This window comes from Gordonia sp. UCD-TK1 (genome assembly GCF_001691435.1).
In the GTDB taxonomy this organism is placed as follows: Bacteria; Actinomycetota; Actinomycetes; order Mycobacteriales; family Mycobacteriaceae; genus Gordonia; species Gordonia hongkongensis.
Window position 1 is genome coordinate 222,644 of sequence record NZ_LZMP01000013.1, and the last position, 13,022, is coordinate 235,665.

Sequence of the window (13,022 nt, forward strand, 5' to 3'; positions counted from 1 at the left end):
TCCGTGTCGACCGCCGGTCACGGGTTCAGCGCTGCCCGAGCGATTCGTCGAGAGCGCGCAGCTGGTCCGCGCGGACGTCGCGGAGCACGGCGAGGGTCGCGGTGATCGCGAGGTCGCAGGCCTCGTCGACGCCGGCGCCGTCGACGATCAGCGCGCGGTGGGCGACGTCGAGGCTCATCCCCAGCAGGAGCGACGCGAGGGTGTCGGCACTGGCCGCGATCCGCGCGCCGCGTTCGGCGTAGTTCTGGCGGAGGCGTGCGGCGATACGGGGTTCGAGCGCGGCGTACAACCGGCGGTCACTGCCACCCTCCCGGTGGCCGATGAGGACACGCAGACCTGCCGGGTGGCGTCGGGCGTAGTCGAACAGGGCCTGCACCGAGTAGCGGGCGCGGGCACCATACGGCATGTCCTCACTCGCGTCGTACACCTCGAACATGAACGAGGTGAACGTGTCGAGCTCGCGGGTCATCACCCGGTTGACCAGCTCGTCGCGGGACCCGAAGTGTGCGTAGAGGGTGACCCGGGTGGTGCCGCCGCGTTCGGCGATGGCGGTCATCGTGGTGCGCTCGGCACCGACCTCGGCGATGACCGCGCATGCGGCGTCGAGCAACTCGTCGTCGGTGGGCCGATTGCGGGTGTTGCGGGCCGGTCGTACGACGCCGGCGTCCGTGGCCACCGGATCGTCGGTGTCTCCGGTGGCCACGTCGTCCCGGTTCCGTCGTCTCGTCCGTACGCCTGCAGACCGCGCGGCCCTAGGAGGCGCGGTCCTCGACGGTGCGCCCGAAGTAGGCCGCCTCGACCATGTCCCGTCGGTTGCGGAGTTCGCTCGCGGGAGCCGAGAGCGCGACCCGGCCGTGATGGAGCACGATGGCGGCGTCGGCGATGCCGAGGGCGAGATCGATGTGCTGTTCGACGAGGACGACAGCCATCTGGTGTTCGTCGGCGATCGACCGGAGCCGGGGCAGCAGGTCTTGGACCGCGACCGGGGACAGGCCCAGGCTCAACTCGTCGATGAGGAGGACCTTCGGGTCCGCGAGCAGCGCCTTGGCGAGTGCGAGCATCTGCTGTTCGCCGCCCGAGAGGTTGCCGCAGCGTCGGCCCCGCATCGTCTTGAGTTTCGGGAAGTACTGGTAGACGGTGTCGAGGTCGGGCCCGTTGCGACGCTTGGCGAGACGGAGGTTGTCCGACACCGACAGACGGTGGAAGACGCCCCGGGTGTCGGGGACCAGGGTGATCCCGCGCCGCGCGTTGCGTTCGATGCGACGGTCGATGGGGTCGCCGAGGGCGGTCACCGTGCCCGACATCAGTCCGAGGGCACCGACCGCGGCGAGCAGACTCGTCGTCTTGCCGGCCCCGTTCGGACCGAGCAGCGCGAGGATCTCGCCGGGACGCACGGCGGCGCTCAGACCGCGGACGGCGGGGACCCCGCCGTAACCGACGGTGACGTCGTCRATCGTCAACACCGGTGTCGTCGAATCCGGTGTCGTCGAATCCGGTGTCGTCGAATCCGGTGTCGTCGAATCCGGTGTGGTCGGGTCCGGTGTCGCCTGGCCGGGGGCGGCGTGCGCGCTCATCGCGTTTCCTTCGGGTCGTGTCCGGTCGGGGCGGCGTCCGGGTCCACCTCGGGACTGCCGAGGTAGGCCGAGATGACCGCGGGATCGTCCTGGATGGCGGCCGGGGGCCCGCTGGCGATCACCCGGCCGAAGTCGAGCACGTACAGCCGGTCGCACACGTCGAGGACAAGTGACATGTCGTGGTCGATGAGCAGGATGCCGATACCGGTCGCCGCGATCCGCCGGAGTTCGGTCCCGAAGTCGCGGCTCTCGTGGGTGTCGAGTCCGGCGGCCGGCTCGTCCAGGAGGACGAGTTGCGTCCCGCCGACCAACGCCCGCGCGACACCGACGAGCTTCTGTTGTCCCAGGGTCAGCTCGCCGGGGAACTGGTCGGCGGCATCGGCCAGGCCGACGAGTTCGAGTGCCGACGAGATCACATCGGCGGGCGGACGGGAACCGTTGAGGACGTCGGCGAGCATGGCCCGCAGGCCGACCGGCTGGACCGCCACGGCCAGGTTCTGCTCGACGGTGAGGTCGGTGAACAGTTCGCCCGCCTGCCACGTCCGGGCCATGCCGGCCCGGCGGCGACGATGGGGGCTCGCCTTGTCCAGTCTCTCCCCGCGCAACGACACCGTGCCGGTGGCCTTGGTGAATCCGGTGACCGCGTCGACGAAGGTGGTCTTGCCCGCGCCGTTGGGTCCGATCAGTCCGACGATCTCGCCCGCCGAGACCGAGATGTCGATGTCGGAGTTGGCGCTGACGCCGCCGTACCGGACCGACAGCCCGCCTGTCTCGAGGAGTGTCGTCGACGTGGCCGGCTTCTCGAGTGTCGACTCAGACATGTGCACCCTCCTGTGCGTTCTGTGCCGCGCCGGGCGCTTCCGGACGGGGGGACGGTTTGTGCCGGTGGGCGCGTAGCTTCTCGCCGAGCTCCGACATGGCCCCCGCGACGCCGACGGGATTCAGCACCGCCATCAGCAGGAGGCTGCCGGCGGCGAAGAGTTCGTAATACTCACCGAGAGCGAGGGTTTGGTTGAGGAACACGTAGCCCACGCCCAGCGGCCCGATGATGCCGGCGAGGACCGCACCGGCGAACGACGTGATGCCGCCGACGTAGGTCATCGCGAGCAGCGTCAGCCCGATCATCACCGTGAACGAGCCGGCCGACAGCTGTCCGCGGCTGTAACCGATGAGGCAACCGCCGATGCCGGCCAGAAACGCCGACAGTGCGAAGCCGAGCAATTTGGTTGCGGCGACGTTGATCCCGACCGACGACGCGGCGCGTTCGTTGGAGCGGACGGCCAGGAAGGCCCGTCCGGTCGAGCCGCCCATGAAGCGCAACACCACGAGGGTCGCGATCGCGACGACGATCAGGACCATCAGCGAGAACCGGATCGTGACCAGGTTGGTGCCGTCGCGCACCCCGAGGTCGAGGCCGAAGATCGTCGGGTCCGCGATGAGGTTGCCCTCGAAGGACGTGATCGCCGGGTTGTTGAAGACGAAGCTCTGGATGGCCAGGGCCGCAGCCAATGTCACGACGGCCAGCTGGGCGCCGCGGATCCGGAGTGCGGGCACGCCCACCAGGACACCCAGGCCGGTCGCGATCAGGGCGGCGAAGATCATGCTGAACGGGAACGGCACATCCCAGTTGGTCGTCAGCTTCGACAGGGCGAACCCGGCCGCGCCGGCGAAGGCCATGCTGGCCAGCGAGATCTGGCCGAGGTAACCGGTGAGCAGGACCAGCGACAGTGCGATGAGGCTGAGGATCACCGAGGTGACGACGCCGAACCGCCAGCTGCCGGATGTGAGGAGGATCGCGACGACGACCACTGCGATGCAGACGACCGTCGGGATCAGCCGGATGCGGGGGATCCGGACCGCGGGCATGCGCACCTCACCGAGCGAACCGCGCGACGGGATACGACCGCCGAGCAGGAAGAGGGCGATGACGACGATGACGAACGGAACGGCGTCGCCGAGGCCGGCCTGCGCCCATTCCGGCCACCAGTCCTTGGTGGTGAGCCACGTGATGGTGGATTGGAATGCGCCGAGGACAAGACCTGCGGCACAGGCGATCCCGAAGGAGGTGAGCCGGCCGACGAGGGCGACGGCCAGGGCCGGGATGACGAAGAAGGTGTAGCTGGTCTCGGTGAGTCCGATGGTGTAGGACGCGAGGACGACGATGAGACCGGTTGCCGCACCGGTGAGTGCCCACACGATCGCCGCGAGGCGGTCCGGGGAGTAGCCCGACAGTCGGGCGGCGAGTTCGTCTTCGGAGCCCGCGCGGGTGGCGACGCCCAGGGTGGTGAGCCGGAAGTAGGCCCACAGCACCAGTGAGATGGCGATGGCGACACCGGCCAGGATCAGGTCCGAGACGTTGACGACCGCGCCGGCGATGTCGACGGTGTCCTCCGGCAGGATGGCCTCGGCGAAGAGGTTCTCGGTCTCGAAGCGGAGATGGACGAGCGCCTGGATGAAGAGCATGAGTCCCACCGAGGCGACGACCTGGGCGAGCACCGGTGCCGAGCGGAGCGGCCGGAAGATGAGTACGTGTGCGAGCAGGGCCCAGACGACCGCGCTGAGCACGCCGAGGAACAGTGCCAACTCCATCGAGGTGGGGTCGGACTCACTCCCGAGTTTCAGTGTGCCGATGGGCAGGACGAGACTGCCGTCGGTGCGCAGTGCGGCGACGAGATAGACTGAGTAGAGGCCGATGGCACCCTGCGCGAAGTTGATGATGCCGGTGGCGGCATAGATGCCCACGAGGGACGACGCGAGCACCGAATAGATGGCACCGGCGGATAGTCCGAGGAAGACGAACTGGAGGAACTGGCCCATGTGGCGTACTCATTCGTTCGGCGCGTACGGATCTCACGCGCGTGTGAGGATGCGGAGCGTTCGGATCGGGGAGCAGAGCCGGGTGTGGCGGGGTGGGTGACCACCCCGCCACACCAGCGACCCGTGTCAGTAAGCGCCCGGGATGCGCTGCAGCGCAGCCGGAAGCGGGGTGATGAAGCCGCCGGTCGCGGGTTCGGTCTTCTTCTCGGCGACGACGTCGAACAGCAGCATCTCGGTGGTGCAGTTCGGTGTGGTCGGCTTACCGCAGTTGAGCTTCGGGCCGATGAAGGACTGGTAGTCCGTGACTGCCTTGAGCGCACCGAGCACGTTCGGGCCGGTGAAATCGGTGACCTTGGCGTTGTTGAGCGTGATCGCGAAGTCGGCGAGGGTCGCGAAGGTGCCGTAGGCGTAGAAACCGCCGGTGCCACCCTGCTCGTCGATGAACTTCTGGGCGATCCCGAGATTCGCCTTGGCCGGCTCCGGTGCGGAGTCCATGGCCGGAGGCTGCCAGATCGGTGAGTAGGTCTGTGCGCCAACCGCTTGCGCACCCATGGTGTCGATGAAGTCGGTGCAGGCCGCCATGAACATGGTGCCCTCGTAGTTCACCGACCGCAGCGACTGCGCGAGCTTGGTGCACACGTTGTCGTTCTGTGAGGTCATCAGGCCGGCCGCGGCGGGGTTGCCCTCGGCCAGGGTGGTGGCCAGCGAGGTGAAGTTCGGGCCGGTCGGCGGGTAGTAGACCGACTTGACGTCGATGCCGAGCTGGGCGCCGAGCGGCTTCATCAAACCGTCGAACACCTGATGCGCTTGGGGGAGATCGGCATTCGCAAGCGTCAACGAGTTCTTGTTCGCGGCCTTGAGCTGCTGCATGAAACCGACGAGGAACGCGGCGGGAGGCGGACCGAAGTACACGCGGTTCTCCGCCGAGGCGCCGGTGGAGGTGTTGAACGGGATCTGGCCGACCAGCGGGATGCCGGCCGAGGTGAGAATCGGCACCGCGGAGGCGGATTCGGCATTGTAGCCGTCGATCGCGGCGACCACGCCGGCCTCGACGAACTGGTTGGCGCACGACACCGTCGATTCCGGTGCGGTCTGGTCGATTCCGCAGTCGACGATTTCGACGGGCCGGCCCCCGATGCCGCCGATCTGGTTGTTGATGTAGTCCAGGGCGGCGTCCTTGCCGGTGGTCACGCCACCCTGGGTGGCAGGGCCTTTGGTGGGGTTGAACAACCCCACCTTGATCGCCTCGCCCGTCGCCTTGGTGCCGCTGGCATCCGCGGCGGAGCCGTCCGACGATCCGCCGTCGTCGCTGCTGCACGACACGACCGAGAAGATGCACGCCGCGGCGACGGCAACCGCCGCCAACCGTCCGGCTCTCCTGCGTGAATTCGACCAACGCATGTTTCGACTGCCTTTCCCGATGATCTCCGGGCACGACGGAACCGCCCTGCGAGAGGGCACGGCGACATCGCCCCGGCGGGGCTTAGAAGGATTGAGTTCATCGACCCAGCGCTGTGTCTGGGTCCGCGATTCCGGCACCGTCCGCCCTGGTCACGGCGGTGAGTCCACGTCGGATGTGATGTGGGCCACTCGAAAAGTAGCCATACCCTTACGCCGGTGTCAAGCTGTTCGGCGAAACTGGACACACAGTGGACCACATGGCACGACACTGCCCGTCACGAACGAGTTCGCAACGGGCAGTGGGACAAACGATTCAGTTACCAGCAGGTCAGGGCGGTCCTCAGTGGACGGTCACCCGACCGTCGCGGCCGACCGTGACGTCGGCGGTGTAAGCACGGACGAGGTCCAGGCGCTGCCAGGAGGCGCGGCCGGGACGCTGGTCGTCGAGCGGATATCCCGCGGGCGACGCGGTCTGTTCCAGGACCTGACGCCGCTGCTCGTCGGTCAGTCGCGGGTACGCCCCGGCGATCAGATCGACGGCCTGTCGGGGCACCACCATCGGATGTGTCGGCGACGAGACGCGTCCGAATCCGTAGGTCATGCGCTGGGCGTAGATCGTCTGGGCCGCGGCGTCGGTGGCGTAGGGCGTGTCACGCGCGATGCACACCGAGAGGGCTGCGCCGCAACGCCATTCGAGTTCCTTGCGGATCTCGGTGGCAGACGCGGCGAGGAGCCGGCGGAACTGCGGGTCGTTCCAGCGATCGGCGGCGGCGGCCTGCCCGACGATCGCTCCGCCGATCACGTCGAGCGGGTAGTGCACGCCCAACACGATGCGGTGATATCCACCCTCCGAGGCACGGGCGAGGAACTGCGGCGCGAGTTCCGGGAGCATCGACGCGAACAGGGTGCCCCGCCAGAAGAACAGGGTGGCATGGCCGGACGGGAACGACGGGTTGCTGCCCAGCGCGTCGTACTCGCTGGCTCCGGCGCGCATGTACTTGCGGATCCGCTCGGGTGCGACGATGAACGGCCGCTCGTACCCGAACACGTACTTCTCGACGAGCGTCGCGTTCGCGAGCCCACCGGCGCGGGCGAGGTAGTCGCTGAAGAGGGCCGTGGTCTTCGGGAGGCGATTGGCGGCGAGGGCGTTCCGGAAATCCCGTCCGAGCCGGTCGCCGAAGGCATCGGACATCGTCCAGAGCGGATCGTCGTGTGCGTCGGCGAGTGCCCGGCGCTGCAGTCCCGGGTTGCCGGCCGCCGACTGGTTGATCGCGACCGCCGTCTCGAGATTGCGAGCCATCATCTCGGGGTGATCGCGGCGCAGGGCGGTGAAGGTCTCGACCGGTTGCAGGTACACGCCGCCCGGATACGACGAGATGTCCGAGGCGTAGAGCCGGGCGATGTCGGTCACCGGGAACGGCGCCGGGGTCGGCTTGGCCGGCGCGGCCTGGGCCGATGCCGCGAGCGAGACGGTGGCCGCGATGGCCGCGACCACCGCAATGGCAATCACTGACCAGCGGCCAGTGCCCCCTGCTGCCTGAGCCGGCGACGAGCGCAGCGAGGAGCCGTGTCGAAGGCCCGGCATCGGTCGCGGTCGGGCAGCGTTGTCCGAGATCACGCTCTGAATCCTAGAGGGAATGTTCGCGGGGCGAATGGCCGGACAACCACTGTTCATCCGACCGGCAACCCCTGCTCGAGGAGATCGATCGCGCGCAGCGTCGTCTCGAGCTGGGGCATCTCCCGGTTGTCGTCGAACTCGGTGGCCAGGTGGAAGGTCACCCCGGCCACGGCGTCGAGGAACACCTTGAGCCGGAAGTCGTCGGGCGCGATCCGTAAGTAGTCGGCGATGAGCTGGGTCATGTCCGAGATCATGCGCTCGGATTCGACCTAAAGGTCTTCTGCAGCAACGGTTCGGTGCGGATCAGTTGCATGCGGAGCGGATTGCCGACCCAGGGGTCGTCGATGGTGAGGCGGTGCAGCTCGGTCATCAGGCGCCGGATGAGATCGAAGTGGCTGAGGCCGGGCGGCATGGACTCGACGATCGCGTGCGCCTCGGCATGCAGGTGCTCGTCTCCGACGACCACCTGTTCCTTCGACGGGAAGTAGCGGAAGAACGTCGTGTGTGAGACGCCGGCGGCCTCGGCGATCTGCTCGACGGTGGTCTTGGCGTACCCCTGCTCGGCGATCAGGGTGATCGCCGCCTGCCGGATGGCGTTGCGGGTGCGCAGTTTGTTCTGTTCACGCAGGCCTATCCGACGCCCCGGTGCGGGTTCCGGGGCGTCGGAGCCGGCGTGCACAGTCAGGCAGTTGCCCATACGTGCTCACTTCTTGTCAGAAGGATTGTGCGGCTTATCAACTCGCCGGGACCGGGGACCTGGTGTCGTCCGGTTCCTCGAGCCCACGATGGCGGACTGCTTCGCCCTCGATGTCGAAGTTGATCACGAAGCGGTCGAGCCAGCGCGGGAGGCCCCAGGCCCGGTCGCCGAGCAACGCGATCGCCGCGGGTACGACCAGCATGCGGATCACGAAGGCGTCGAAGAACACTGCCGCGGCCAGCGCGAAACCCATCATCTTGGCGGTCGTCTCCGGGGAGAGCATGAACGCCGCGAAGACGCTGATCATGATTATCGCCGCCGACGTGACCACCCGGGCTCCGTGCCGGTAACCGGCGACGATCGCCTCCTTGGCCGACAAGCCGTGCATGAACTCCTCGCGCATTCGGGTCACCAGGAACACCTGGTAGTCCATCGCGAGCCCGAACACCACGCCGATGAGGAAGATCGGCAGGAAGGAGATGATCGGCTGCGTGTGGGTGATCAATCCCAGCCAGCCCTCCTGGAAGATCGCCACGGTGACGCCGAAGGTCGCCAGGACCGAGAAGACGAATCCGAGGGTGCCGATGAGCGGGACCCAGAGCGACCGGAAGACGCCGATCATGATCAGGAATGCGAGACCGACGACCACGACCAGGTAGGGGATGAGTGCATCGTCGAGTTTCTGGGAGAGATCGGACATGATGGCTGTCTGACCGCCGACGTGGAGTTCCGCGCCACGGTTCTCGACCGTTGGTGCAAAGGCGCGGATCTGCTCCATGAGGTCGTGTGTGGCGGCTGACGACGGCGCGCTCTCCGGGGTGACCATGATGAGCGCGGTGTCGCCTGCTCGGTTGCCCGTCCAGGTGAGCCCCTTGGGGTTGGCGACATCACTCAGGGTTGCGATGTGCCGCACGGTCTCCTCGGCCGGGGCGTTGATCGCGCCGTCCTCGTCGTGCACGACGACGAGTAGTGGGCCGTTGATGCCCTCACCGAAACCGCGGCTCAGCAGTTCCTGAGCGGGTGCTTCGGCTTCGCTGGACAGCGACAGACCGAGTTCCAGCTTGGTGGCCGGGATGGCCGCGGCCGCAAGCGCCAGCAGGCCGATCACGATGAACGGGATGGGCCATTTGACGACGGTGCGCCCGACTTTGACACCCAGAGTGTCGTCCTCGGATTCCGCGGCGTGCTTGATCCAGGGGATTCGAGGTAGGAAGGCGAACCGCCCGAACGCACCGAGGATGGCTGGGATGAGGGTCAGAGCAGCCAGCACCGCGATGAACACGGCGACGCCGGCACCCGCGCCCATCTGAGTGATGATCGGGATGCCGATCACCATGAGGGCCACCACCGCGACGATCACGGTGAGGCCGGCGAAAACCACCGCCGACCCGGCTGTGCCGACGGCTCGGCCGATGGCGTCTGATGGCGCGCCGCCGCGGAGGAGTTCCGCGCGGTACCGGGACACGATGAACAGCGCGTAGTCGATGGAGACGGCGATGCCGAGCATCGTGACGATGGCGGTGGCGGACTCGTTGATCGACAGAGCCTCGGCCGACAGCGTGAGCAGCAGGATGGTGATGCCGACACTGACGATCGCGGTGACGAGAGGTATGAAGGCGGCGATGAGAGCTCCGAACGCCACGATCATCACGACGAAGGCGACGGCGAAGCCGAGCAGTTCGGCCGTGCCGCCGGCTTCCATCACCTGCATCAGCGACCCGGTTGCCTCCACCTGCAGACCGTCGACGGAGAACTCGTCCAGGATCGAGACGAGTTCTTCCTTGTTCTCGACGGTGAGGTCGAGGATCGGGATGTCCTGGCGAACCTGGATGAGGCCGACCCGACCGTTGTCGCCGACGACCTGCGCTGCGAGTGCCGGTTCAGCGGCCGCAACCGTCAGCGGGTTGACGACAGTCTGCGGCTCGATCACGTCGGGGAGTCCGCGGAGGGCCGCGGCGAGTTCGTTCAGCTGCGTGGTGTGGTTCTGCAGCCCGTCCTCGGCAGCGACGAGGATGCTCGTGGACGCCTGTTCCTGCTGGGCCATGACCTGTGGGAAGTACTGCTCGACCTGTTCGGTGGCAACCCCCGAGTCGGTGCCGGGAAGGCTGAAGTCCTGCGCGAACTTGGGCTGGAGTGCGCCGACCAGTCCGGCGACCGCGATGAGCGCAGCCAGCCAGGCCGCGATCACCGACCATTTGTGGCGAAAGCAGAAGCTTCCGAGCTTGAACAGAAACGACGCCATGCGTGGACCCCTCTGGTGCTGCGGAAGACCGGCCCCCGAAGGTCCCGGCGCAGATGACGAGAGAAATGGTACCCACTAACACTCGGGACTGAGTACCACTTTTCGGAGCGGGCTCCGTCACACCGCGCTGCAGGTGTGGCCGGTGTCGCCTTGCGAGAGGGTCTCGTCAGCGGGCGTTCGGCGGCGTCTGGTGTCCGCGGGGATCGGCGTCCGGGCGGTGACGCGGATCGATAGGGTTGTTCGACGGCTGACCGGCGTGCCGGCCTGCGATGTTCGGGTCGTTCCGCCCGTCCGCACCACGCCCGTCGGCGCCCTGTCCCTCGGTGTCCCGTCCATCCGCGTTCCGTCGGACATCGGGGTCGAGACGGTCCGCACGGGCGAACTCGCTTTCGACCTCGTGCCGCGACTCGGCCGCGTGTCCCTGGTGGTGGCGTGCCTGTTCCTGCAGCCGCTTGGCCTCTGCGGCCTTGGCGTCGGCTTCGGCCTGCGCTTTCCGTGCCCGGGCGTCGGCCTCCTCGGCGACGGCCTCGCGGTGGCGGACGGTCGAGACCTGTTGCGTGGCGTTCTGCCTGATCTCCTCGGCTTGAACCCGTCGGCGTGCCTTTCGCTGACGAAGCAGCAGCAACACGAGCGCAAGAATGACGATCACGACGACGACGGCGATGATGATCCAGATGGCGGTGTCCACGACTCACTCCTCGGTCGGATGATGGTGCGCGTCGGGTACCCCGCGGCGGGGATGGCTAACCCATCCCGGTCAGCTCGCTGACCTGCGGTCGAGCAGCCGTCACCGCGGGTAGTCCACTCGTTCGGGTGACATTCGCCGGTCGGCGGAAGTGGTGATGCGGTCGTAGCTTCGGTGCCACAGCCATTCGAGAGGGCCCCGCTCGAACCGGCTGAGCCAGAAGCGGGAGAACAGCATGAGCACCACGGCGATGCCGAGGTACAGGGACACCGTGGCGGGGACCAGCGTCGAGCCGTCGAGATGTTGCGCGAGCCCCAGGCCCCAGCCGTAACAGACGGCACCCGCGATCGCGTTCTGTAACACGTAGCAGGACAACGCCATTCGACCGACCGGTGTCAGCGCGCGGCCGCACCGCCCGGGAGAGCGGCCGTCGGCGTAGTACCCGGCGACCCATGCGAGCAACCCCAGTGCGACGACCGGCGCCAACCCGTACCGCCCCACGACGAGTCCGGCATCGCCACCGGCCAGTCCGACGGCGAAGTCGAGAGGTAGGGCGATCCCCAGCCCGACGGCCATCAGGCGTCGCCGAAGCCGGACGCCGCGCGGTTCCAGGACGCCGGCGCGCAGCAGGGCCGCGCCGATGAGGAAGAGCGCGATCGACATCGGCAGGATGAAGAGGACCTCGGCACGGAACATCAGGAAGTTCTCGGCGCGAAAAGCGACGAGGTCGACGAAGCTGCCGTCTGCGTAGGGGTTCGGGGACAGCCCGGCGCCCGGACTCGATGCGGCGGGCGCGGCGAGAAGGGCCCAGCTCAGCAGCCCCAGCAGCGCCAGATGCGTCGACGTCGCGATCGCGATCGCGATGTACTGGCGCCGCAGTCGCATCGACAGCAGGTAGGCGACGATGAGTCCGGTGACCGCGTATCCCATGAGGACGTCGAACTCGGTGAAGAGGAAGTAGTTGATCACGCCGTCGACGAACAGCAGCGCGGCTCGCCAGTAGTACCGTCCCGGCCAGGGCCGGCCTCGTCGAACAGCCGACCGCTGCTGGATGGCCAGCCCGATTCCGAACATGATCGTGAGCAGACCGAGGAATTTGCCCTGGGCGAGCTGCTGCAGGAGGTCCTCGGCCACCGCCCAGGAGCCGGTGGCCCGGTAGGCGCCCTGGATGTAGCCGATCAGCCCCTCCGGGTTGGTGAAGATCCAGACGTTGGTGGCGAGGGTGCCCAGAATCGCGATGCCGCGCAGGACGTCCAGCGCCGCGTGTCGGGTCGCCATCGTGTCTCCGTTCTGTGCCACTTTTTTGCTGACACAATCGTGCTATCAAAACCCGAAGTCAAGGTAGCACGGGTGTACTAGCATGGGTCAATGCCCAAGTTGATCGACCGGGACGGGCGACGCGCCGAGATAGCCGAGGCCCTGTGGCGGATCGTGTTGCGCGAAGGCGCATCCGGAGTATCGGTCCGGGAGGTGGCGGCCGAGGCGAACATCTCGGTGGGCTCGCTTCGACACGTGTTCGCGGACAAGGAAGAACTGCTCGAGTTCTCGATGCGCCTGATCTACGAGCGGGTGGCGGTTCGTATCCGTCGGCACGACCGGATTCGTAACCCTCTGCGCTGGGCCGAGGCCGTGTTGTCCGAGGTCCTACCGCTGGACGACGAGCGGCGCGTCGAGATGCACGTCAACCTCGCGATGGTGACCGAGTCGGTGGCACATCCCGGTCTCGCAGATGCTGCGCGCGAGGCCCACGACGGTCTGCGTTCGCTCTGTCGGACGGTGCTGGGCGTCCTCGACGAGCACGGGCTGATCGGCGCCGGCCGCGAACTCGACTCTCAAGCGATCGCGGTACACGCCCTTGTCGACGGTCTGGCGATGCACCTGCTCCTCGCCGACACGGATTCGCCGGCTCGCGCGCAGCGCGTGCTCCGGGAGTATCTGACAGGGCTGGCGGTCGAGACCCGAGAGACGTTGCAGTGAAGCGATAGTCG

The 13,022-nt window shown here is 67.5% G+C and carries 10 protein-coding genes and 1 pseudogene; 1 reads left to right on the forward strand and 10 read right to left on the reverse strand.

Going from position 1 to position 13,022, the window contains the following annotated elements; genetic code table 11:
• Positions 1 to 25: 25 nt before the first annotated feature.
• From A9310_RS09740 to A9310_RS09785, 10 genes and pseudogenes are all read right to left on the reverse strand, one after another.
• Complete coding sequence (locus tag A9310_RS09740; protein WP_065630385.1) at positions 26 to 703, reverse strand: TetR/AcrR family transcriptional regulator; 678 nt, start codon at positions 701 to 703, stop codon at positions 26 to 28.
• 49 nt (positions 704 to 752) lie between these two features.
• Entirely contained in the window at positions 753 to 1,574 is an 822-nt protein-coding gene (locus tag A9310_RS09745) for an ABC transporter ATP-binding protein (protein WP_254661212.1), read from the reverse strand.
• Positions 1,571 to 2,395 carry an ABC transporter ATP-binding protein gene (locus A9310_RS09750; protein ID WP_065630386.1) on the reverse strand — a complete coding sequence of 275 codons (825 nt, stop codon included), beginning with the start codon at positions 2,393 to 2,395 and terminating at the stop codon, positions 1,571 to 1,573. Before A9310_RS09750 ends, A9310_RS09745 begins: the two co-directional genes overlap by 4 nt.
• On the reverse strand, positions 2,388 to 4,391 hold the full coding sequence (locus A9310_RS09755) for an ABC transporter permease (RefSeq protein ID WP_065630387.1): 2,004 nt from the start codon (positions 4,389 to 4,391) through the stop codon (positions 2,388 to 2,390). The genes A9310_RS09750 and A9310_RS09755 overlap by 8 nt, the downstream gene beginning before the upstream one ends.
• A gap of 126 nt (positions 4,392 to 4,517) precedes the next feature.
• Positions 4,518 to 5,792, reverse strand: coding sequence for an ABC transporter substrate-binding protein (locus tag A9310_RS09760; protein ID WP_175401108.1), 1,275 nt, complete (start codon positions 5,790 to 5,792; stop codon positions 4,518 to 4,520).
• Between the two features lie 340 nt (positions 5,793 to 6,132).
• Positions 6,133 to 7,302, reverse strand: a complete 1,170-nt coding sequence (locus A9310_RS09765; RefSeq protein ID WP_254661213.1) for a phosphatase PAP2 family protein — start codon at positions 7,300 to 7,302, stop codon at positions 6,133 to 6,135.
• Positions 7,303 to 7,463: 161 nt separating this feature from the next.
• Positions 7,464 to 8,107, reverse strand: a pseudogene (locus tag A9310_RS09770) (TetR family transcriptional regulator).
• Between the two features lie 37 nt (positions 8,108 to 8,144).
• Positions 8,145 to 10,349, reverse strand: coding sequence for an MMPL family transporter (locus tag A9310_RS09775; protein ID WP_065630389.1), 2,205 nt, complete (start codon positions 10,347 to 10,349; stop codon positions 8,145 to 8,147).
• Positions 10,350 to 10,515: 166 nt separating this feature from the next.
• On the reverse strand, positions 10,516 to 11,037 hold the full coding sequence (locus A9310_RS09780) for a hypothetical protein (protein ID WP_065630390.1): 522 nt from the start codon (positions 11,035 to 11,037) through the stop codon (positions 10,516 to 10,518).
• 99 nt (positions 11,038 to 11,136) lie between these two features.
• On the reverse strand, positions 11,137 to 12,312 hold the full coding sequence (locus A9310_RS09785) for a DUF418 domain-containing protein (RefSeq protein WP_065630465.1): 1,176 nt from the start codon (positions 12,310 to 12,312) through the stop codon (positions 11,137 to 11,139).
• 90 nt (positions 12,313 to 12,402) lie between these two features.
• Here A9310_RS09785 and A9310_RS09790 point away from each other — a divergent pair, with 90 nt between their 5' ends.
• Positions 12,403 to 13,011: a TetR/AcrR family transcriptional regulator gene (locus A9310_RS09790; protein ID WP_065630391.1), complete on the forward strand. Its 609-nt coding sequence runs from the start codon at positions 12,403 to 12,405 to the stop codon at positions 13,009 to 13,011.
• Positions 13,012 to 13,022 lie beyond the last annotated feature (11 nt).

Bases quoted from the DNA above. Each gene is read 5' to 3' on its own strand.
- A9310_RS09750 (WP_065630386.1), bottom strand. From the start codon at position 2,395: ATGTCTGAGTCGACACTCGAGAAGCCGGCCACGTCGACGACACTCCTC.
- A9310_RS09755 (WP_065630387.1), bottom strand. From the start codon at position 4,391: ATGGGCCAGTTCCTCCAGTTCGTCTTCCTCGGACTATCCGCCGGTGCC.
- A9310_RS09760 (WP_175401108.1), bottom strand. From the start codon at position 5,792: ATGCGTTGGTCGAATTCACGCAGGAGAGCCGGACGGTTGGCGGCGGTT.
- A9310_RS09775 (WP_065630389.1), bottom strand. From the start codon at position 10,349: ATGGCGTCGTTTCTGTTCAAGCTCGGAAGCTTCTGCTTTCGCCACAAA.
- A9310_RS09785 (WP_065630465.1), bottom strand. From the start codon at position 12,312: ATGGCGACCCGACACGCGGCGCTGGACGTCCTGCGCGGCATCGCGATT.
- A9310_RS09790 (WP_065630391.1), top strand. From the start codon at position 12,403: ATGCCCAAGTTGATCGACCGGGACGGGCGACGCGCCGAGATAGCCGAG.